Consider the following 19,466-nt stretch of genomic DNA (forward strand, 5'->3'; position numbering starts at 1 on the left):
TTGACTCTCTGGGCGATAAAAAAGTGTCGGGATTATACCGGGCAGGAGGGCGACCGGCGAGAACCCTGGCTATCCGAAGGTTCATCTTTGCCTCAAGGCCCCTGGGCCATCACCTCGGAGCGTTATTTGATAGTTGGTACCGCAAAAAGCCTTCAAAAGATTCCTGCTGCTGCCATTGCAGCCCTACCAGACCTCCGCCACGCAGGATCAGGAAATGCTTATTCCCCCAGGTTCACCTGTCGCTCAAACCATTCTCAATGGATCCTTTCGTACTGATAAACCGGACACTGTCATCAATGTCGGTGAGGCCCCACCGCACATTGGCATAGACATGGACATACTCAATGAGCACATCCCTGCTGAGCAGCAAACTCAACTTCCACCAAGCACGGCCAACGTACTGGAAGAACTCGCCATCGAAATCGATGGGCTTATCGACGAAATAAATACTGCCGATGGTGGCAACGACATTCTTAAGTTCGTTAACAACATTACATCGCAGATACGCAACACCGAGCCGCTCGTCGATACCATTTTGGGCATACCCCATCTAGACATGTTAGAAGGCTCAAGTCATTCGCAACCGTCCGACACGTTCATGCAACGCGCCCAAACCAACATTAATCACCTTGGTGAACTGTTAGGCAAACTGACCCGCAACGAATTCGAAGGCGATCTTGGACGCTGGGCCAGCAACCTGACCATTTCCGGCCTACGCACCGGCCTGGTCACCGCCACCCTTACGGTGTTCAGGCAAATGATCGGATTCGCCCTGGAAAAAACCCTCCAATCCACTGCCACCACAGCGCTGACACGCAGCGTTATCGGCGCAGTCGTCCAGAGCATTGGCCCGTTGCTGAACGTCCTCGGAGCGATCAGGGACGAGTGCAATGATACGGCAACCAAAGAAACACGCATGGCACGCTCTGTCACATTAATCCTATCGCTCATAGCCATCACAGCCGCTGTCTCCGTGCCCACCGCGCTACCTGCATTGGCCTCCTTCGGCTCGCAAATGGCGTTCTATACGTTTGCCCAGGATTTGGTGAGCCTGTTTTGTCCCACCGGTGACAATGCCAAAGCCAGCCCCAGCGGTACAGCGGTCGCAGGCCTGCTGAACGGCATGCTCCAATTCCTGTCCTTCACGGGAATGAACTACACCGCGCCACACTCCGGTCCTGGGTATGTCATGGCGCAAGGTAGCCAGCCATTGCCGCCAGAGTCAGAAGGCTTGGCCTCTCAACTTGCGAATTGGTGCGAAAAACATAAAACCAACCCAAACCTGCCGCCTGAGGCCCAGGCCGAACAGATTCTCGACTCCCTGACTCTGGAACTGGGCCACGACATAACGCGAGGTGGGCTCAATGCCACGGCCGACATCCTTGGCCAAGTGTTCATGGGCGAAGCGGGGCACGCCTTACAAAAAAATCCTTCGGAAAAGGGGTTTCGAATCAACCCCATCTCTTTGCGAATACCCACCGCTGAACAAGCGGCCAATCAACTCCTGTCCACCAATGCGATACGCACCTCCGTAGGCCAGATCATCATGGGCGTCGTCATATCGGCCTCCCGCTACTTTTCAACCCTGCCGATTCCCAAAGAAGTGGTGGACCATATCGCCAACCTGTTGGTCGCTGCCGTGGTGATCGCTGCGCGTACCGGTACGGGCTATGTCAACGCGCGCAGCACGCCTGCATAGTTTTTTGCAAAGGGCGTGTTCCTTGCCTGACGCCGGTCGGTCAGGCGAGGCGAACCGTGGCGAGGGAGCTTGCTCCCGCTGGGCTGCGCAGCAGACCCAAGACGGGGGCCGCTTCGCGCCCCAGCGGGAGCAAGCTCCCTCGCCACGGGTTATCGTTTTGTCTTTATTTCTTCATGGACCTTAAGGGTATGGTCCCCTTCACCACTCACTCTTCTCCCAAGCGTCATCGCCCATGGGCTGAAACACATCCCGCATCACACTCTTGACGAAAACATCCATCGCAAACGCCAAGCCATTCGCGCCGCTGACTTCCTTGTAAAGCGGCGATTTCTCCAGGCCCTCTTCCTTCAAGCGAAACAGGACCTTCAGCGTGATCGCCATCAGCGCGCTGGCGGTGGGGTACGCAGCGGTTTCGCCATCCGCCCCGCGCAATGTACGAAGAAATGCATGAATGGCCTTCTCGCCCTGCCCTTCCATAGCCAGCAGTAATTGATACAAATGCTCGAACGCCGGGTCCGGGCGTTTGCTGGCGGACGTTTGCTCGCCGGCAGCCAACAGTCGCGATTCCAGCGTCTCGACTGACAGATTGGCGTCACGGTCCAGGGCGCTGGGACCGCTTATGGTTTCAATCTTCATGGTTAACCTCGGTTGCCGTGGAATTGATGGGACGCTCGACGAAGCTTGAGCACAAGTCCGTCAGGGCCTGTAACGCCACCTGGTCCAGGGAGCGAACCGACTCCGGCAGAGCCGCGATGCTCGCCAGCAACCTTGGCGCCAGACGTTCCCGGATCGTTTCAACATCGAATTCCAACAGTTGATCCGCCAATCGCAAGACGTAGCGCTCCTGCGAGTGATATTCCAAGACCAGCTCGCCGGCCCATTGCTGGCTCAAGCGTTCGCGTAATTCACGCCCCCGCAGACGGCAATGCAACGGCAACAGCACGTGCAACACCGCGCCGCAATTGTCCGCTTGCCCGGCCAACCAACGCTCCAGCATTTCATCCAGCCATTGGGGCTGACTCAAGGCTTGGGCAAGCAGCTCATGAGCGGCCCGAGCCAGCTCGTTGCGCAATTGCAGCCCCAGGGTCTGCGATTTCAGCAAACCATCGCCCAGGTGCCCGGCCATACGCAGGACGCCCTCGGCATAGCCCTGTTGAAACGCTCGGGCATGCACCGCTTCGGCATCGCGCTGGGCCTGTTCGACACACTCCCGCGCCCGGCGCCGGGCCTCACGCTGCAAGCGTTGGCGACTACGCGCCGCAGCGATGTCTTCGCGAGCCACATGCACATGCTCGCCAACCGAAAGGTCAGTCAAGGACCGGATGGAGTCGAGCATGCTGCACCGCCATGAAAAAAAGAGTGGGATCGGGTTTCGCGACCGGCCATTGCCGATGCAGGCGCACGACAGGCTCGGTAAATTGCAGGGCCAGGCGTTCGAGCAACGGAGGCGGAACGTGCCCATGCCAACTCCATAGCGCGTTGAGACCTGCCGCTTCGACCTGCGCTAAAGAAACAGGCGAGGGATCGATCGGCAGGCCACCCCGAACAGCCACGCTGCAATTGGCGAACCGGCGAACCGACACGGGCAGACGCAGTAGCGCCGCGCCTCGTGCCAACTCGGGCATCAAGCGGCAGGCGCCCATCAGCAAGGCGATATAGGGCAGTTGTCGCCAACCGCGCACCCACTTTACAGCCACGCTGCTCAGTGGCATCAACGGCAATGGCTCTTCTAGCCTCAATCCTTGGAGCACTATCTGGTTAAGAACACGTTGCGCCTCGGCCCCCTCGAATCCCGCCGGAACGACCAGCCGCTGGGGATGCAGATACACCAGTGGCTCCGCCAGGATTTGCTGCAAGCATTCAAAGTCCGACATCACGCCGCCCCGTGCTTGACTGGCGATAGGCCCAGGCACCGCCACCGGCCAAAAGCAATCCAATCACCACCGCTAACAACCACGGCCAGGGCGAAGCTCCCCGAGTTGCGTCCCTCAGCGGCGCGACGTGCTGGATCGGGGAGCGCTTGGACAGGACCACCGAAACATTCTCGTACTCCACCGCCGCAAAACTGTTCTTGAGGAAACGCTTGATGTCGGTGATCAACAACTGCGCTTCGACATCGCGCTCATGCAACACCACGGCCGAGAGATGAACCGGTGGCGACTTGCGCCCGCCTTCGCCGGCATCCAGGTCATAACTCACATGCACCCGGGCGGAAACCACACCTTCAAGCACCGCCAGCGACTGTTCGATGCGCTGCTCCAGTGCCGAATACAAGCGGGCTTTTTCAGCGCGGGGCGAGGCCACCAGGGAGTCGGAGGGAAACATCTCGGCGACTTGCAGGCGTGGCCGTGAAGGTAACGAATAGAGATTGAGCAAATCGACGGCGGCAGAAAAATCCAACTGATCGATTTTCACCGCATAACCGGCCTTGCCAACATCGACTTTCACCGCCGCGATGTTGTTGCGTTGCAGCACTGAAAGCACTTCGTTGGCCTGCTGCTGATCCAGCCCCTCCAACAGATTCGGCTGGCGACACCCCGCCAGCACCAGGCACAACAAAAGCCACAACACGCCCGGTTTCATGACGCGCGCAACAAGGTTTCTGCCGTGCCCACCGCCTTGCGTACCAGCACGTTGAGCAAATTGATGTCGACGTTGTATTGGCCGGTCAGCTCTTGCAACTGAGCCAATACTTCGGGGTCGCTGATGTCCGGACGCTGCAACAATTGATTGATCGCTGCGACGCCTTGCCGGCTGTCTACGGCGGAGCCGGCGAACGCTTCGATCAAGCGCGATTCAAGTGAAACGACCGCGCCTTCCTGCGGGCCGCGCAGATCAACGAAGGTCGAGCCGTGAACAAGCGAAGGGGAAACACTGGGAATGGACATACGATGCACTCATGAAATGGCCATCGTCACGCCCGATGGCCAGTCGAAAAAGGCCAGCGTCAGCGAGCCGCCTGGATGATTGCCATGTCGATATCCTTGAAACCCTTGATGGTATTGGTCTGGGCGTTGCGAAAGACCGTGTACGACGAAAACGCAGTCTGGTAGGCCGCGAGCTTTGAAGGGTCGGATGCATCGAGCTTGAGGTCCTCCAGCGCCTGGTCCAAGGCGTCCTTGAGGCCCTGGGCGCCACGCTCGAACGCTGCGGCTTGCTCGCCGAGAAAGTCGTCGGGAAATTCGGGAAACATGATTGGGATTCCAGGCATACGTCACCTACTTTGTTGGTTGGAAAAAAGCCAGGACGAAGCACTCGTCTTGACGTAGCCCTGTGGGCCGGTTTGGAACGACAGGCTCTTGAGCGAGTCATCCTTGAGCTCGACAGCGAAGTGCACGTAGCGCTCCCCCCACTGCCGGTAAAAATCCTCGACATATTGGCGAGCAGCGGACAACTCGGAATCCTGCAGATCGCCCTCTACCGCGAACGTGACGCTGTCCAAGTGCTCGACCCGATTGAACGCCAATGCAAGTCGCTGCAAACCTCCCTGCGCAAGGTCGGCGAGCAATTTGTCATCCTGCATTTGCACCACCACATCACGGGCATAAGGCGCCGCTGCGAGCAGCCTATCGATCAGCCTGGCCTGTTTTTCCGGGGTAAGCAGGTTGCGTTGCGCGCTGAGCACCAGGCGCGGCATGGACGGGTCCTTGAGGTCGAGAAAATGCCAGGCCAGTTGCGGATCGTGATCGGCCAACACCTGCTCCAGCCGACGGCGCTCCTGATTCACCATTATCACCTTGCCGTTCGGGGCGTTGTGGCGCGTCAGCACCTGCCGGCTCCAACCGGCATCACGTTCGGAAGACACAAACACGTAGACCGATTGATCGCGCCCCGACAGCACCTGGACCTGCGCACTGGCGCCAGTAATGAGCGCGCGGATATCGGTTTCGGGCGTCGCCCCCGGCATCGACCAGAGCCCCACCCCAGTGATCAACACAATCAATGCCAGAGCGCCGGCCCCCCATCGCATCCCATGAGCGCCCCTTCCCACGAAAGCATCGGACCGAACGCCGGGTGAATGACCGAGGCACTCGGCAGCCCAGGGTTGACCTTCAGGACGCAAGGCAATGAGCAAGCCACCAACTTGCACCCTGGTCTGGAACGCACAATGGCGTACTTCCACCGAATCGCCGAGCAACCGCAACGGCAAGCCGTCCGTCGTGGCCTGGTCGGCCAGCACCTCGAAATTGCGCCCACCTTCCTCCAGCGGAACGAAGATGGCCTCTACCGGAACACTGGCAGAACGTGCGCCGTCTCCGAGCAAATCCACGGGCCCTACCACGAACAAGGTAGTGCTTTTGCCCACCGGAAACTCGCAGCCCTGCAGCGCACCGTTGAGGATCCGCACAATGCTGGGTTTTAGAAGGGTGGCCGTCGGGTCTGTCACCGTCCGGGCTCCGAGGCAGTCGAATGAGCGGACAGGTTAGAAAGGCCAGCCGCAGGGTTCCTGATCGAATTCTGCCGATTGCTTGCGGCAAGGATCAGAATCCCGCAGCCAGCCCTGTTCATGGCGCTGCCATTCGCGCCTGGGTGAACGCTTGGTAGCGTTTCCAGACCTTGCGCGCATAGCGAAGCCGCGCAGCCTGACGGTGAGGGGAATGGCCGGCGTTGTAGGCGCCGACCGCCGTCCAGTTGTAGCCGTAGCGGGCGATGAATTCAGCGAGCACCTGCGCACCGACCTCCACCGACAGGCAAGGCTCATCCAATAGGCGCTGCTCGGTAATGCCCTGGGCACTCAATCGGGGCAGGTGGATGCTGTTGATCTGCATCAGTCCGATGTCGCGGGTGCCGTTGCGGTTGTGGTTGATTGCGTCTGGCCGCTGCCCGGATTCGACATCGGCAATCGCTTGCAGCAGCTCGGGTTCGATGGCGTGCAACTGCCCCGCCCTGCTCCAGCACCAAGCGTGGGCCTGGGCCATGCCAAGCCCCAGGCCCAGACACATCGGCACGCATAACCACTTGCTCCTGCGCCGCCTCATGCCAGGCGCCGCTCGCTGATCCACGTCAGCTGCTCGTGAATGCGCACTCGCAAGATCTGCGCCCGCACACAACCCGGGTCATGCTGAAGACATTGGTCGATCATCTGCGCCGCCTGCTCGTTGCGCCGCCAGAACCAGTGATGCCAGGCATGAAAATACAGCACGTCAGCCTGATCGGCCGACAACAGGCAGCGCCGGAACAACACCTGGGCCGCTTCCTCGCAGCCACGCAAACTGGTGAGCAACGCCAGGCGCGTCAACGCCGGGATGCTGCCAGGGTCCAGCGCCAGGGCATTGGAAACGGCCGAATGCGCCTCTTCGATGGCACGCCCCTGATCACCCAGCCCCATCATCGCCTGCCCCAGCCACACATCCGCCAGACCGCACCAGGGCGGCGCGTAGCCGGCATCGAGTTTCAAACACTGGCGGAACAGCACAGCAGCATCGCGCAGACTTTGCGCCGTGTGTTGTTGCAAGCTGCACAGCCCGTTGAGATACGCCACCGCCACCGGGTACGAACTGCAACGATCACCGACTGGACGCAACCCGGCGACACGCTGGGCCACCAGGCACGTCAATGCACCAAGGGCCTCGCCAGGATCATGGGCGTCCAGCGTCTGCCCATGGACCAGCGCCTGGTCGTTGCCACGAATCAACTCAACCGACCAGTGTCGCTGCCCACCCGAACCGATGAACCGCCCGCTCAAGCAATAATCCGCCGACAACCGGCCGGCCAACGAACGCACATCCTCCGATGCCCCACAGGCCGCGATCACCCCCGAGGGCATCACATGCAACGCCTCGCCGAACGCCGTGCTCAACTGGCGGATCATCACATCCTGCAGTTCCAGCGCCGCCAACTCGTCCAAATGACGAAAAGGCAAAACCGCCAGCGAAGGCGCCACTGCCCAGGCCGAGTGCGGCACGTCGAGCTCGACCACCGAACCGGTGAATCGATAGCCCTGGCCGTAGACCGTCGCAATGTAGTCCTTGTTTTCCTTGAGCAACTTACGCAAAGCGTAGATGCAGCGCGTCAGCGACTCCTCCGCCGCATCCATCCGGGGCCAGACATGGTCCAGCAAATAATCCTTACTGACGACCGTACCTGCGGACGTCAACAACAGGCGCAGCACGTGCAGCTCTTTGGGTGGAACATGAACTCCTTGTCCATCTCGCATCAGCGTTCCATCGCTTTGCAATAGCCAGTGGTCAAAAACGAATGACTTCACCAGCGGTTGATCAGTTGCACTGTCCATACTTTTTATACTTCTCTATAGAAAGTTACTGAAGCGCGATTAAGCCTGCGCTAGAGCAGGCTCCAGATGACGAGCCGCCTGACTATAGGAAGTTGTGTGGCGCGATTCCGTAGGGCTGACAATCTTATTGATGTAGGAAACCGCGACATAAAACGTAGGCCCTTCGCTTCGAAGGTTTGGCAAAGCAGAGTGGGACATTTTCATACAAGGAGGCGTCACCGCCGCAAATTGCTCACGGCAGCGACGTTTTTTTCAAGCACCTCTCGCAGCCGCAACTGAATGAATGATATCGGACACAGAGTTCCAAACCTCGACCTGATAGGGAGGAAGATCAACATTAAACGCTTCATCGAGCATTATAATAATTTCCACCACATCCACGGAATCGACATTCAGATCCTCCACTAACCGCGAACATCTGCCTATCTTTCCTTGGCTCGTCGGAAAATAGCCAGACAGCAGCGCTATCACTTTTGATTCGATGCATGTTTGAGCAACTGACGCATTCATTTATCACCGCATCGTCGTCTAGTTAAAAACTCAACATCGCCCTCAACATATCCGCAAACTGATTCAAATGCGCCGACAGTGTCTTATTGAAGTTGTCATGGTACGAATTGGCATTTGAATATTTCTGCGTCAGCGACTGCAGCATGTTTTTCAGGCGTTCTTCCTGGGCGTTGAAGCCGGTTTGCCATTGGTTGTACTTGGCGGTATCCCACGTCACCGTGCCGCTTTCCAACAGCAGGCTTCTTAGCATGGTCGTCAACGGGCTGAGGTCGATGACGACACACCAGCCGCCATTCGGAGGGGGATTCTGTTTCAGGCAACTGGCAGGCAAGCCCAGGGCCTTGAGCCATTTCTCTGCTTCTTCCTTGCTCGCTGCGCCGTCGCCAGGCTTCGGGAAAAGCACGGACGCGGAGTTCGGATGACTGTATTTTTTGATCAGGTTGTCCAATGCGGTGCGCAACGCATCGACATTCACCTTGACGTCTTTACCGTCGTTCGTCCCCTCGATCCAGTCCTTCATCTTCGCGGTGATTTCAGCGTTGAAATCGGCAAAGAAGTCGGTATAGGCCTTGATGATGTGTTCGTAACCGGCGAGGTAGCCGTTCTTGATCAGGTCGATCAGTTCCAGCAGTTTTTCGAAGAAGTCATTGGAGGAGTTAATCCCGGCATCCAGGGCCTCCGCTATTTCGAAGGGTTTGTCCTGGTCCAAGGCTTGCTTGAGGCTGCGCAGTATTTCGCCTTGTTCGTCGTTGAGCTGACGTAGCCGACTGTCGTCCAGAAGCGTGGACTTCATGTTGTGGCTCATCACCGCACAACACTGACGGGCGCGCTGGGCCCACATGTGTGAGCGATCGCGCTTGGCGTGGATCTGCTCGAGAAGCTCCGGGATAAACTGTTGCGCCACGGACTCGGTGGTCAAGCCTTCCAGCGACTTGGCGCTGAAGGGGCCCCTGAGCAGATTGGCGAGGCTGCGATTCAGTGCGCTCATGGAACGGTCAAGCAGTTGGGTCAGGGAACTGACCGTCTGTATCTCAACGGGTATTTCCACAGCCAACGGCGTATCGACCATGGCGTCAATGTTCGGCAGCAAGACGACTGGCGCCTGTATGGATCTCATGATTTCCATATTCCTCTCCTCCTCAGGCCGTCACGGCGCGAATAACGTCACTGCGCGATTGAAAAAGCTGCATGACCATGTCCATCAGCTTTTGCAACAACGCGGCATCGGCCGAGTCTTTCTGTGCCACTTCATCGGCCAGGCTTTTCTGGCTGTTCTGCGCACTTTGTTGCAGCGTTTCCTTCTCCCGCGCGGTGTACTCGGTCAGGCGCACCATGCTCGCCACCACCTGGCTCAGGTTCGTCGACATGGCGCTGAGGGCGCGACCGATCTCCAGTTTCTTTTCGACACCTCGGCTGCCCATCTGGCTTAACCAGTCGGAGGTCTGGCCTACCTTTTGCGCCTTGAGAATTTCGCCGTCGAACCACGCCCGCTCATCGGCGGTCAGCGTTGCGCCCTTGGGCTGGAAGTCGACTGGTCTGGTGCGGCCGAAATCGTCAAAAGTGCTGATCTTGTAGGTGGCTTCCGGGTTCCAGTCGGCCCGGTTGCGATCCTTTGTGAGGTCGCGTTCGAAAGTGCCCGCGTCCATGGCGTTACGTTTATGCAAATTGATATCCGCATGCTTCAACGTCTGGCCATGGAGGGTCTTGAGCAGGGCGAAGCCGGAGATCGCGCCGGACACCACGGCCCCGGTGATGGCGCTGTTCAAGGCCGCCTGGCCTGACTCGACAATGGCCGCGCCTTGGGCCTTGGCCGCCTCGGAGGCCATGACGCTGAAATGTCCACGCAGTTGAGCGTTGGCGACCCGCGCGATGTTCAGTGCGATGATCGCCGCCACCAGTACATTCGCGTGTTTCTCCCAGGCGCCTGGGTCGAAGATCAGGTCGTTGCGCACTTCATCGCTGACCATCGTCGAGGCGGCCATGAAGTCTTGCCAGTCCGACTCGGTGGGTTCGTAGGCGTTGATTGCACTCTCCAATTCCGCCGCCGAAGGTGCTGTGCTGCCGGGGTTCTGCAGGATCTGTTTTGCAGTGATCGTGTCGAAATTCGGTGAATCCAGGAGGGACCTATTTTGAAGAAGTTGTGGAGACCCGGTTGGACTGGTTGGCACGCCCATCTCTGCACCAGAGGCGAGGGGATGCCTGATCGAAGTATCAATAGCTTTCATCGTAGGTACCTGTTATCCGTGATTTCAAACGTTCCGAACCATGTTCAGGCTGGTGTTTAAGCTCTGTAGCTGGCCGGAGAGCATCCGTTCGATCTCCTGGGTTCGCTCCCGCATCGCCTGGCCGTAGTCCTCGACCACCTGGGTCAGGTATTTGCTGATTTCCTCGCTGATCGCCATGCGCACTCGCATGTCCGCCAGGTGCACCGCCGCCTGGGCCTGATGCCGACCGCTTTCGATTTGCATCACGCCCTGGGCCGCGACATTGGCGAACTCGGTGACGGCCTGGGCGATCTCCAGGTTGGCGGCGTAACGGGCCAGCGATACCGCATCGGCACCGTTGGTCACCAAACTGCGTAATTGAGTGAGCATTTGAGTCATCGATTTGCCCACTGAGGTTGCCATCTGCTTCATGGCTTGCATGGCGGCGGGCGCGGCCTGGGCGACCACCGATCCCAGTTTTGAGGCGACGGCGCTGACCATCGGCCCGATCACCTGCGCCCCGACGATGGCCATAAGGGCAATAGCCGCCAGCGTCGAGATAACGCCCTGGATCATGCCGGCGATTTGCGCGATGTCCTTGGCTGTTTCCTCATCGACACCCAGGTCTATCAGCAACTGAGTGTAAATCTCGGTGAAAAACTTGATCGCCTCTTGCATGACGACAGTTAACGGCTTCATGGCCTCGGCCATGAAAGACTTGCCGGTTTTTTCCTCGACCACCGCATCGGCAATCATGACCGCCGCGCCTATCAATCCCACCACGATCAGCACCGGGTTGGCGGTCAGGACACCTGCGACGATAGTTGCGGCGGTCAATATCGCCCCGATGATCTTGCCGATGCAGCCCATAGTCTTCTGCAACGCCTCGGCCTTGCGCACTTCCTCCAGGTATTTATCCGACTCACGCTTCATGTGTTCCTGAAGCTTGGCCTGCAACTCCTGGAACAGCTCCTGGCTCAGTTCCTCCTTGTTCTGCGCCGCCTCACCAAGCAACTCGATGATTTTCAACCGGTTGAGCAACGCCAAAGCACTGCTGCTGAGGGCCTTTTCGTCGGTTTCCTTGTGGTCGGGGCCGACGCCGGATACCACCACTTTCATGACCACCCCGCTCAGGGTTTTGGCAAAGGTATTGGCGATCTCGATCAGCTTCAGGTGCGCAGCGGTCGCTGCGTTAAACGTGTGAGTGTGGCTCGCCAGTTCGCCCTTGAGCTGGTCGCGATGGGCCAGCTCCTCGGCGTATTCGGGTGATTCAGGGTCCAGCTGCGCCAGGCGCGCCTCGCTGTCTGCCAGTAGCCCTTGGAAATGCAGAACCCGTTCGTGCAACCGCTCGAGGTGCTCCTGGCTGCTGCCGACATCGCCCTCGGCATCGGCCATGGCCTGGACAGCGGCGGCATATTCGGCCGAGAGGTTTTCAAGCCCCTGCTGGCGGGCACCGGCCATGCTCTGCAGCATCGCCAGGCGGTTTTTCAGTTTGTTGACATCGACCTCGCCGATCAGCTCGGCAATCATCGCCATCAAGAGCGTGAACAAGTCGCCATTGGTTTCCTGTTTGTTGCCATCGGCCCGAAGCGCTGGCGCGTGCAACACGGGCCGGCCAGTGCTCACGGTAGACGGGCCAGCGTGACCGTCATATCTCACTGACATCAGGTCCGCCAGGGCTTTGCGACCGGCCTCCTGATAGTCAGTGGTCCTGGCGGCCTTGCTGGCAGCCGCGCCGTATTTTTCAAAGGCTTCGGTGCGGCTCATCGCGCCCGGGAATGAGGGGCTAAAGGTGTTTCTGATTTCCGTCATGTTCAGTCCTCCGAACAGTGCAATTCCATGTGGGCCAGAGTGTCGAGATACACCTTGGCCTGCTCACGCAGATCGTCTTCCGTGGCTTGCTCGATCACGTATTCGAAACACAGCCGGGCCTTGCCAACCTTGCCCAGGGCCAGGTGGCACTGGCCGGTGTACAGCATTGGCCGGTAGTCGTTTTTGCCTTGGGCGAAAGCGATGGCATACAGGTCGATCGCCTTTTGGTGGTTTTGCTTGAGCTGGTGCACCGCAGCCAGTCCCATCCAGTAATGGCTGTTGTAGAAGTCGTAGATGCACAGGAAGTGGAAAAACTTCTCGGCATCGTCCAGCCGCCCCTGTTCGTAGAACTGGAAGGCGAAGGCATAGAGACCGTCCATGTGCTCGTCAGTGATGCCTTGCACGTCTTTCAACGCCGCGCCACCGAGCACTGCATCCACGACGTCCAGGGCCACCTGTTCGTCTTGTTTTGTATTGCGACTCATCGGCCACACTCCTGAAATAACGTCAGCGCTGCTGACCGGTGCATTGAGCCAAAGATGCCGGCGGGCACGCTGCCAAATTGCGCTCATCGATGCTCTTGTGGCGAGGGAGCTTGCTCCCGCTGGGCGGCGCAGCAGCCCCCCAAAGGCCACCGCAATCAAACTGATACACCGCGTCGTCGGGTTTCAGGGCCGCTTCGCGACCCAGCGGGAGCAAGCTCCCTCGCCACGGGGATAGTGAGTCGTTTCGATATGCGCAGGCCTCAGGCCTGCTCGACCTGCTCCAGCCAGATCAACAGGCGCAGCACTTCCTCGACTTCCTGCACTTGGAGGAAGCTGTAGCGCTGGTGGGTCTTGAAGATCCGTCGGGCCAAGGCGATGTCGTTGATAACGGGTATACCGACCTCCTTGGCATAGGCCCGGACTGCCAGGGCGCGTTGGTTGGTTTCCATCAGGGAGATGAACGGCAGCAAGGTGATTTCCGGACGGAAATACACTCCGATGGCAATGTGGGTCGGGTTGGCGATGATCATGCGCGAGCTGCGCACGTCGGATTTGACCTGCTCCGACAGCAACTCCATGTGCAGGTCACGGCGGCGGCCCTTGATTTGCGGGTTGCCGTCCTGCTCCTTGTGTTCGCGCTTGACCGAATCCTTGTCCATCATCTGGTCTTTCATGAACAACCAGTATTCGCTGAGTGCATCGAGCACGACGATCAACAGGACGCAGGCCAGGAAGGCCAACACCAATACCAGCAACAGACGCCCCCAGATCGCAAACAGATCCGGTGCTTGGGCAAACAGCTGGGCAAACAGCAATTGCCGCTGGGTGGTCCAGACGATCCACAGCGCCATGGCGAAGCTGCCCAGGTATAACAGCGCCTTGAACGTGTCCTTGACCGTGCGCAGGCTGAACAATTTTTTGAAACCGTTGATTGGGTTCAGCGCGCCGAGATTCAGTTTCAGCGCTTCGCTGGCCAAGGCAAAGCCGCTTTGCAGCAGCGCCGGCAGTGCACTGGTCAGCACGCAGACCAGCAACAACGGCAGCAACGCCTTGAGACCGACCAGCACCAGCATCGCCGAGTAGGCTTGCAGCTCGGTGTCAAAATCACTGGCAATGATGCGCCGGTAGACCTCCATGATCTCGAACAACGAGCTGTTGAACACCATGTAGCTGATGCCGCACAGGGTCAGGCAGGTGATGACCAGGTCCTTGGCCTTGAATGTCTGGCCTTTGCGCGCCGCATCCCTGAGGCGTTTGGCGGTGGGTTTTTCAGTCTTCGAGGCGCTGGATGACATCGTCGCCCTCCTCGCCATCCAAGTACGCCGCCAGCGCGTCGGAGGTCATGCCCATGCGCAGGATTTCATCCGGCAGGTGTACGCCGAAATACAGCATCAACACCACCAGCGCCACCAGGCTCTTGACCGTCAGCGACACGGAAAACGCGTTCATCTGTGGCGCATATCGCGAGAGCAAACCGAGTAACGCTTCGCTGATCAACAACATCGCCACCACCGGCGCGCTAATGACCACGGTCTTGCTCACCAGCCCATCCAACAAACCATGAATAGCCGGCAGGTGCATCTCGCACGCATTCGCCGGGGCGCAAATGCGGTAGCTCTGGGCGACGGTTTCGAGCATCAGCAACAGGCCCCCACCTTCCAGGTAAACCGCCGCTGCGAACAACTGGAGAAAATTCGCCAACTCCGATGTGTCGACACCGTTCGCCGGATCCACCGTGCTGCTGAGCATGGCCCCGCGCTGGTTGTCGATCAGGTTGCCCATGGCATGCAACACCCAGAACGGCCAGCACAGCAGCACACCCAGCAGCACGCCGATACTCGCCTCCCGCAGCATCAAGCCGAGGAACGCCAGGCTGTCGAGGGCGGGCGTCGGTACGCCGACGTAGGCCCAGAACCCCAGCGCCACCAGGACAATCACCGCTTGGCGCGCGACACCGGTCAGCACGCCGCTGTTGAGAAACGGCAACATGAAGAAAATCGGCGCCAGGCGCGCCACGCCCAACAGCGCGGCAGCGAACCCGGCGTACAACTCGAAGAACAGCGTCACCGCCATCGGCTCAACTCAACGCCAGGCGGATGACTTCGCGGCTGAAGTCGAGCAGGGTTTCGCCGTACCAACCCGAGAGCAGAAACAGGCACGCGGCGACCGCCATCAGCTTGAAGCCAAACGGCAGGGTCTGTTCCTGCAACTGAGTCACGGTCTGGATCAAGCCGACCACCAGGCCGACCACCGTGGCGACGATGATTGGCCAGGCCACCATCAGCAGAATCAGGTACAGGGTCTTGTTGCCGGCGTAGACCAGATCGTTCATGGATGCGCCTACGCCAGCAAGGTCAGGTATTGCTTGACCAGCCCGGTGGACAGCAGTGCCCAGCCGTCCAGGGCGACAAACAGCACCAGTTTGATCGGCACGGAAATGATCACCGGACTCATCATCATCATGCCCAGCGCCAGCAGGATGCTGGAGATCACCAGGTCGACGATGACGAAGGGCAGGTACAGGTAGAAGCCGATCTTGAAGGCACTCTTGATTTCACTCAGCGCATAAGCCGGCAGCAGCGAAAACAGCGAGGGCGCAAGCGCTTCATCGGCAGGCCAGTCGGTTTCACTTCGGGCTGCCTGAGCCCGCTCGAAAAACAGCGCCAGCTCCGGATCGGTGTACTTGCGCAGGTAGTCCTTGTAGCTGCCCAGGCCGTTCTCGGCGAAATTCACCACCGACTCGATGTCGGTAAAGGCCACCGCCTCGGTCTTGTAGTAGTCGTGCCCCTGCTTCATGACCGGCGTCATGACGAAAATGGCCAGCATCAGGGCAATCGCATTGAGCGCCATGTTCGACGGCACTTGTTGCAGGCCCAAGGCGTTGCGCACGATGACAAAGACGATGGAAAACTTGATGTAGCAAGTACCCGCCGCCACCAGGAACGGCAGCAGCGAAGCGAACGCCAGCAGCGCGATCAGCGAGACGTCATTCATCGTCGCCGTCTCGATAGACCTTCAGCAATTGCACACCCAACTGTCCGTCCAACTGCACCAACTCGCCACAGGCCACACGCTTGCCGTTGGCGCGCACTTCGATGTGCTGGGCCGCGTTATCTGCCAGCGGGATCAGTTGCCCGGCGATGATCTGCGTCAGCCCGGCCAGGTCGATGTCATGGGTGGCGAGCAGGAACTCCAGACACACCGGGAGCGCCCCCAGGTCGATCTCCACGGCGGGCTCTGACGTATTCTCTGGACTGGCCTCGGTCACGGTCGGTTGCATGTGTAGACCCTCTTCGGTAAAGGTGAAAACGCCGAGGCATCGGCCCGCTGACAAGCAGCGTTGAGTGCGCTGGGTGATGCACAGGACGTCGCCTTCGTTCAGCCGTCTCCGACTGGCAAGGCTCAGGTGACTGACGCCAAGGATCAGCTCCAGGCGCAACGGCAATGTCTTCAGCCATGAATCGGCTGACACTGGGCCACGCACGGCATTCCTTGGCGGCAACTGGGTCAACCACACACGCCCCCGCGTTGTGTCGAGCCACGGCACTTCGCCTGTCGGCAATCGCGCCGGGGCCACGTATTCGATGTTCGTCAGACCGCTGTAATGCAACTCTTCCATGTCCAGTGACAAGGGTCGTGGCACCGCCCGGAACAACGCGACAATGCTCGGTAACGGGCACTCCAGCACCAGCAACGATTGCAAGGTCGGGAGCGAATGATGCAACCAGTCACGGGCCGCGATCAGCCCCTGCCAGGGACCGTTGTCGCCTTGTGCGCAAAAGCTCAGATGGTCCGAACGTTCCGGCACCCTGGCCAACCCCACCTCATGACCGGCATGTCGCCAGCGTTGAATCGCCTGGGCGCGGGCATGGGCCAAAGGGTCGACCCGACGTAACTGCAAAGCGCTCATGCCGGATGCTCAGCCGGATCGTCCTGATCCTCGTCCGGCCCCTGCTGCGAACCCTGGCGCGGCTGCTCGCCGCCACTGTCGGCGAGCAGCCAGCCAGGCTCCCGGGCCAGCGCGAAAGGCTCCTTGAGTTGCTCGAACACCAGGGCATTGCTGGGGCTGAGCGTCAGGTGTCGGCTGGGCTCATCAGGCACTCGGCTGATGGTGACTTGTCCGCTGGCCATCCCCCGATTGAAGGGTACTTGCAGGAACTCCCGATCCGGTCCCGGCAGCGTCTCGACCATGACATCGAGCATTGGCGGCAGCGTCGGTGAAGGGATGGACGGGCTGACAATTGCCGGTGCATGGCGCGTGCCTGGGGGACTCAACGGCGCCTGGGGCAGCGGTTCAGCGACGAGGACCACCGACCGCTCACTGAACACGGTGAACGTCTCCCGTGGCGGCGCCTCGATCGATACCGAATAGGCCGACCCCGCTGATTGGTCGCTAACCGCCACAACAGGCTCCAGGCGTTGAGGCAGCGGATGTTTTGTCAGCGGGCTGAGCAGCGGGCCGGCGTGTGGAAAAATTATCGCGTTCCGGGCAGTCGGTGGTGGTGCGCCAACGGCTTCAACGTCCACTGCTCCCCGGGCAACCGACCGCTCCCCATCGCCTTCTATCTCCGCCGCGCCCTGAACAACGCTCATCGAGCGCCAGGCCAGCGCACGGTCATGGTTCATCGGGGCGCGATAAGGCCGAACCAACAAAGCCATCAGGTCCAGCACGCCCTGCGGCAGCTCATCCTCTTGCACCGGGACGAGCGGGTCCAGCAGCTCGTCCAGCGGGTCTTCGTCGACGCAATCCAGGATCAGGACCGGCAGAGAGGAAACCACAGAAATCTCTTTCATCGACGCACCCCGATCATGTCTTCCAACTCCCGCTCTTCCCGGCGTACCGCCTCGAGTCGTCGCTCTAGCAACAGCTGCCGGAAGGAACGCTGGTACTTGTCGTTTTTGCGCAGCAACCCACGCAGTTGTTCACGCAGCTCCTGCAACTGCTGTTCGACCTGCCGACACTGCTGGTCCACGCGGTCACGCTCGACACGCAGCAGATCGATCCGCCGACGGATGACCGCCTGGGTTCGCAACAGCGCCAACAACTGCCCGTGATCCAGCACGCAGTCATTGGCGCGATGGCTGGCCAACAGGTCTTGCAGCGCGGCTTCCTGCGCCTCGAAGCCGTCGCGCTCCGTCAGCAGCGGCTGCAATTGGCGCTGGACGCGCAGCAGCGCCTGTTCACCGCGTTGCCGCCGGAACTCGCTGAAGGCCAATAAGCGTCGCTGATCAGGCAAGGATTTCATGCAGGCTCCGTAAGGTTTCGTCCGGCTCGCAACACTCGCCCGTCGGCTGGCGCAACCATTGGCCGAGGGCTTCGCGCCGTTGCATCGCGTGGTCATTGGCCGCGTCCGCGCCCGGGCTGTACTCGCCCATGTCGAGAAAAACCTGCAACTGTTCAAGGCGCGCCAGGATTTCCCGGGTGGATGCGGCCAGTTGCTGGATCTGAGGCGCAGTAACTTGCGTCGCCACCCGGCTGACGCTGCGCAAGACATCGATAGCCGGGTAGTGCCCCTTGGCTGCCAGGGCACGGCTGAGGTAGACATGGCCATCGAGGATGGAACGAATTTCTTCGGCGATCGGATCGGGCTCGTCGTCGCTTTCCAACAGCACCGTGTACCAGGCGGTGATGCTGCCGGTCGCCGTCACCCCAGGTCGTTCCAGCAAGCGTGGCAAGGCATCGAACACCGAGGCCGGATAACCACGCCGCGCCGGTGCTTCGCCGGCCGCCAGCGCCAGGTCGCGACGGGCGCGGGCGTAGCGGGTCAGGGAATCCAGCAACAACACCACGCGTCGCCCCTGGTCGCGAAAGTACTCGGCGATAGTGGTGGCTTGCAGCGCCGAGTTGCAGCGATCCACCGAGGAAAAATCCGACGTGGCATACACCACCACGCACCGGGCGCACTTGGGCGATTGCCGCAGGTGCTCGATGAATTCGGTCACCTCCCGCCCACGCTCGCCAATCAAGCCGATCACGAAGACCTCCGCATCGGTGTGCTCGATCAGCATGTTGATCAAGGTGGTCTTGCCGGAGCCGGCGGCGGCGAAAATGCCGATGCGCTGGCCTACGCCGCAGGTCAGCAGCCCGTCGATGACACGAATGCCGGTGCGCAAGGGCTCGGCCACCGGACGCCGCTGCTGGTAGGACGGCGGGTCGGCATCCACCGGACAATCCCGTTGCGCCACCGCCGTCGATGGCGCCAGGCGCTCGACGATCGTGCCCTGGGGATCGACCACACTGCCGAGCAAGGCGTCGCTGCAAGTCAGTTGCAAGGTCGAGCCGGTGGGCACGATCATCGACGCCCGGGACAAGCCTTTGCCGTCGCCCAGCAGGCTGAGCACCACCGCACCGGGCTTGAAGCCGATCACCTGCGCCCTCGCCGCGACCTCGGGCGAGCGCCAATGTCGACGCACCTCACAGACCTCGCCGATCACCACTTCGTCCAGCGCCGCTTCGATCAGCGGACCGCTCAAACGCAAGGGATGGGCCGCGTGTCTTTCCAGGCGCAGGCGCATCGACG

General features: G+C 60.1%; 23 protein-coding genes. 1 reads left to right on the forward strand and 22 read right to left on the reverse strand.

Annotation, left to right across the window (positions count from 1 at the left end):
* Window positions 1-214: 214 nt before the first annotated feature.
* Window positions 215-1,699: a hypothetical protein gene (locus tag AD663_RS18065; protein ID WP_256217227.1), complete on the forward strand. Its 1,485-nt coding sequence runs from the start codon at window positions 215-217 to the stop codon at window positions 1,697-1,699.
* Between the two features lie 198 nt (window positions 1,700-1,897).
* On the opposite strand, the gene AD663_RS18070 is transcribed toward AD663_RS18065, so the two are convergent.
* The 22 genes from AD663_RS18070 to sctN all read right to left on the reverse strand — a co-directional run bounded on the left by AD663_RS18070 (window position 1,898) and on the right by sctN (window position 19,461).
* Window positions 1,898-2,335 carry a hypothetical protein gene (locus AD663_RS18070; protein WP_003183546.1) on the reverse strand — a complete coding sequence of 146 codons (438 nt, stop codon included), beginning with the start codon at window positions 2,333-2,335 and terminating at the stop codon, window positions 1,898-1,900.
* Window positions 2,325-3,035: a hypothetical protein gene (locus tag AD663_RS18075; RefSeq protein ID WP_003183548.1), complete on the reverse strand. Its 711-nt coding sequence runs from the start codon at window positions 3,033-3,035 to the stop codon at window positions 2,325-2,327. The genes AD663_RS18070 and AD663_RS18075 overlap by 11 nt, the downstream gene beginning before the upstream one ends.
* Complete coding sequence (locus AD663_RS18080) at window positions 3,007-3,573, reverse strand: secretion system protein (RefSeq protein WP_033046163.1); 567 nt, start codon at window positions 3,571-3,573, stop codon at window positions 3,007-3,009. The genes AD663_RS18075 and AD663_RS18080 overlap by 29 nt, the downstream gene beginning before the upstream one ends.
* The gene (locus tag AD663_RS18085; protein WP_003183552.1) at window positions 3,560-4,282 is read right to left on the reverse strand and encodes an EscJ/YscJ/HrcJ family type III secretion inner membrane ring protein; all 723 of its coding nucleotides are present in this window, start codon (window positions 4,280-4,282) and stop codon (window positions 3,560-3,562) included. Before AD663_RS18085 ends, AD663_RS18080 begins: the two co-directional genes overlap by 14 nt.
* Window positions 4,279-4,587 carry a type III secretion system inner rod subunit SctI gene (gene sctI, locus AD663_RS18090; protein ID WP_003183554.1) on the reverse strand — a complete coding sequence of 103 codons (309 nt, stop codon included), beginning with the start codon at window positions 4,585-4,587 and terminating at the stop codon, window positions 4,279-4,281. Before sctI ends, AD663_RS18085 begins: the two co-directional genes overlap by 4 nt.
* A 59-nt stretch (window positions 4,588-4,646) precedes the next feature.
* Window positions 4,647-4,892 carry a type III secretion system needle filament subunit SctF gene (gene sctF, locus AD663_RS18095; RefSeq protein ID WP_003183556.1) on the reverse strand — a complete coding sequence of 82 codons (246 nt, stop codon included), beginning with the start codon at window positions 4,890-4,892 and terminating at the stop codon, window positions 4,647-4,649.
* 21 nt (window positions 4,893-4,913) lie between these two features.
* Window positions 4,914-6,086, reverse strand: a complete 1,173-nt coding sequence (locus AD663_RS18100) for a PrgH/EprH family type III secretion apparatus protein (RefSeq protein ID WP_053214279.1) — start codon at window positions 6,084-6,086, stop codon at window positions 4,914-4,916.
* A gap of 118 nt (window positions 6,087-6,204) precedes the next feature.
* On the reverse strand, window positions 6,205-6,678 hold the full coding sequence (locus AD663_RS18105) for a transglycosylase SLT domain-containing protein (protein ID WP_003183560.1): 474 nt from the start codon (window positions 6,676-6,678) through the stop codon (window positions 6,205-6,207).
* Entirely contained in the window at window positions 6,675-7,934 is a 1,260-nt protein-coding gene (locus AD663_RS18110) for a winged helix-turn-helix domain-containing protein (RefSeq protein WP_003183562.1), read from the reverse strand. Before AD663_RS18110 ends, AD663_RS18105 begins: the two co-directional genes overlap by 4 nt.
* A gap of 252 nt (window positions 7,935-8,186) precedes the next feature.
* Window positions 8,187-8,444 (reverse strand): acyl carrier protein, encoded by a 258-nt coding sequence (locus tag AD663_RS28520; RefSeq protein ID WP_083455170.1) that lies wholly within the window; start codon window positions 8,442-8,444, stop codon window positions 8,187-8,189.
* A gap of 22 nt (window positions 8,445-8,466) precedes the next feature.
* Window positions 8,467-9,570 (reverse strand): IpaD/SipD/SspD family type III secretion system needle tip protein, encoded by a 1,104-nt coding sequence (locus AD663_RS18115; RefSeq protein WP_053214280.1) that lies wholly within the window; start codon window positions 9,568-9,570, stop codon window positions 8,467-8,469.
* A 13-nt stretch (window positions 9,571-9,583) separates the two neighbouring features.
* Window positions 9,584-10,480, reverse strand: a complete 897-nt coding sequence (locus AD663_RS18120; protein WP_371261203.1) for an IpaC/SipC family type III secretion system effector — start codon at window positions 10,478-10,480, stop codon at window positions 9,584-9,586.
* A 213-nt stretch (window positions 10,481-10,693) separates the two neighbouring features.
* On the reverse strand, window positions 10,694-12,460 hold the full coding sequence (gene sctE / locus AD663_RS18125) for a type III secretion system translocon subunit SctE (protein ID WP_053214282.1): 1,767 nt from the start codon (window positions 12,458-12,460) through the stop codon (window positions 10,694-10,696).
* Between the two features lie 2 nt (window positions 12,461-12,462).
* Window positions 12,463-12,945 carry a type III secretion system translocator chaperone SicA gene (gene sicA, locus AD663_RS18130; RefSeq protein WP_003183573.1) on the reverse strand — a complete coding sequence of 161 codons (483 nt, stop codon included), beginning with the start codon at window positions 12,943-12,945 and terminating at the stop codon, window positions 12,463-12,465.
* Window positions 12,946-13,205: 260 nt separating this feature from the next.
* Window positions 13,206-14,240: an EscU/YscU/HrcU family type III secretion system export apparatus switch protein gene (locus tag AD663_RS18135; protein WP_053214283.1), complete on the reverse strand. Its 1,035-nt coding sequence runs from the start codon at window positions 14,238-14,240 to the stop codon at window positions 13,206-13,208.
* Window positions 14,215-15,018 carry a type III secretion system export apparatus subunit SctT gene (sctT, locus tag AD663_RS18140; protein WP_003183577.1) on the reverse strand — a complete coding sequence of 268 codons (804 nt, stop codon included), beginning with the start codon at window positions 15,016-15,018 and terminating at the stop codon, window positions 14,215-14,217. Before sctT ends, AD663_RS18135 begins: the two co-directional genes overlap by 26 nt.
* 4 nt (window positions 15,019-15,022) lie before the next feature.
* Window positions 15,023-15,277, reverse strand: a complete 255-nt coding sequence (locus AD663_RS18145; RefSeq protein WP_003183579.1) for an EscS/YscS/HrcS family type III secretion system export apparatus protein — start codon at window positions 15,275-15,277, stop codon at window positions 15,023-15,025.
* Window positions 15,278-15,285: 8 nt separating this feature from the next.
* Window positions 15,286-15,939, reverse strand: a complete 654-nt coding sequence (locus AD663_RS18150; RefSeq protein WP_003183580.1) for an EscR/YscR/HrcR family type III secretion system export apparatus protein — start codon at window positions 15,937-15,939, stop codon at window positions 15,286-15,288.
* Window positions 15,932-16,855, reverse strand: a complete 924-nt coding sequence (locus tag AD663_RS18155; protein WP_003183582.1) for a FliM/FliN family flagellar motor switch protein — start codon at window positions 16,853-16,855, stop codon at window positions 15,932-15,934. The genes AD663_RS18150 and AD663_RS18155 overlap by 8 nt, the downstream gene beginning before the upstream one ends.
* The gene (locus AD663_RS18160; protein ID WP_053214284.1) at window positions 16,852-17,739 is read right to left on the reverse strand and encodes a hypothetical protein; all 888 of its coding nucleotides are present in this window, start codon (window positions 17,737-17,739) and stop codon (window positions 16,852-16,854) included. The genes AD663_RS18155 and AD663_RS18160 overlap by 4 nt, the downstream gene beginning before the upstream one ends.
* Window positions 17,736-18,191 carry a type III secretion protein gene (locus AD663_RS18165; RefSeq protein ID WP_053214285.1) on the reverse strand — a complete coding sequence of 152 codons (456 nt, stop codon included), beginning with the start codon at window positions 18,189-18,191 and terminating at the stop codon, window positions 17,736-17,738. The genes AD663_RS18160 and AD663_RS18165 overlap by 4 nt, the downstream gene beginning before the upstream one ends.
* The gene (sctN, locus tag AD663_RS18170) at window positions 18,175-19,461 is read right to left on the reverse strand and encodes a type III secretion system ATPase SctN (protein ID WP_053214286.1); all 1,287 of its coding nucleotides are present in this window, start codon (window positions 19,459-19,461) and stop codon (window positions 18,175-18,177) included. Before sctN ends, AD663_RS18165 begins: the two co-directional genes overlap by 17 nt.
* Window positions 19,462-19,466: the final 5 nt, after the last annotated feature.

This window comes from Pseudomonas sp. Q12-87 (assembly GCF_001269755.1).
Classification (GTDB): domain Bacteria; phylum Pseudomonadota; class Gammaproteobacteria; order Pseudomonadales; family Pseudomonadaceae; genus Aquipseudomonas; species Aquipseudomonas fluorescens_S.

What these genes read in the sequence shown, in the direction of transcription:
- AD663_RS18065 (WP_256217227.1), top strand. Translation starts at nt 215, where the DNA reads ATGCTTATTCCCCCAGGTTCACCTGTCGCTCAAACCATTCTCAATGGA.
- AD663_RS18070 (WP_003183546.1), bottom strand. Translation starts at nt 2,335, where the DNA reads ATGAAGATTGAAACCATAAGCGGTCCCAGCGCCCTGGACCGTGACGCC.
- AD663_RS18075 (WP_003183548.1), bottom strand. Translation starts at nt 3,035, where the DNA reads ATGCTCGACTCCATCCGGTCCTTGACTGACCTTTCGGTTGGCGAGCAT.
- AD663_RS18080 (WP_033046163.1), bottom strand. Translation starts at nt 3,573, where the DNA reads ATGTCGGACTTTGAATGCTTGCAGCAAATCCTGGCGGAGCCACTGGTG.
- AD663_RS18085 (WP_003183552.1), bottom strand. Translation starts at nt 4,282, where the DNA reads ATGAAACCGGGCGTGTTGTGGCTTTTGTTGTGCCTGGTGCTGGCGGGG.
- sctI (WP_003183554.1), bottom strand. Translation starts at nt 4,587, where the DNA reads ATGTCCATTCCCAGTGTTTCCCCTTCGCTTGTTCACGGCTCGACCTTC.
- sctF (WP_003183556.1), bottom strand. Translation starts at nt 4,892, where the DNA reads ATGTTTCCCGAATTTCCCGACGACTTTCTCGGCGAGCAAGCCGCAGCG.
- AD663_RS18105 (WP_003183560.1), bottom strand. Translation starts at nt 6,678, where the DNA reads ATGAGGCGGCGCAGGAGCAAGTGGTTATGCGTGCCGATGTGTCTGGGC.
- AD663_RS18110 (WP_003183562.1), bottom strand. Translation starts at nt 7,934, where the DNA reads ATGGACAGTGCAACTGATCAACCGCTGGTGAAGTCATTCGTTTTTGAC.
- AD663_RS28520 (WP_083455170.1), bottom strand. Translation starts at nt 8,444, where the DNA reads ATGAATGCGTCAGTTGCTCAAACATGCATCGAATCAAAAGTGATAGCG.
- AD663_RS18115 (WP_053214280.1), bottom strand. Translation starts at nt 9,570, where the DNA reads ATGGAAATCATGAGATCCATACAGGCGCCAGTCGTCTTGCTGCCGAAC.
- sctE (WP_053214282.1), bottom strand. Translation starts at nt 12,460, where the DNA reads ATGACGGAAATCAGAAACACCTTTAGCCCCTCATTCCCGGGCGCGATG.
- sicA (WP_003183573.1), bottom strand. Translation starts at nt 12,945, where the DNA reads ATGAGTCGCAATACAAAACAAGACGAACAGGTGGCCCTGGACGTCGTG.
- AD663_RS18135 (WP_053214283.1), bottom strand. Translation starts at nt 14,240, where the DNA reads ATGTCATCCAGCGCCTCGAAGACTGAAAAACCCACCGCCAAACGCCTC.
- sctT (WP_003183577.1), bottom strand. Translation starts at nt 15,018, where the DNA reads ATGGCGGTGACGCTGTTCTTCGAGTTGTACGCCGGGTTCGCTGCCGCG.
- AD663_RS18145 (WP_003183579.1), bottom strand. Translation starts at nt 15,277, where the DNA reads ATGAACGATCTGGTCTACGCCGGCAACAAGACCCTGTACCTGATTCTG.
- AD663_RS18150 (WP_003183580.1), bottom strand. Translation starts at nt 15,939, where the DNA reads ATGAATGACGTCTCGCTGATCGCGCTGCTGGCGTTCGCTTCGCTGCTG.
- AD663_RS18155 (WP_003183582.1), bottom strand. Translation starts at nt 16,855, where the DNA reads ATGAGCGCTTTGCAGTTACGTCGGGTCGACCCTTTGGCCCATGCCCGC.
- AD663_RS18160 (WP_053214284.1), bottom strand. Translation starts at nt 17,739, where the DNA reads ATGAAAGAGATTTCTGTGGTTTCCTCTCTGCCGGTCCTGATCCTGGAT.
- AD663_RS18165 (WP_053214285.1), bottom strand. Translation starts at nt 18,191, where the DNA reads ATGAAATCCTTGCCTGATCAGCGACGCTTATTGGCCTTCAGCGAGTTC.
- sctN (WP_053214286.1), bottom strand. Translation starts at nt 19,461, where the DNA reads ATGCGCCTGCGCCTGGAAAGACACGCGGCCCATCCCTTGCGTTTGAGC.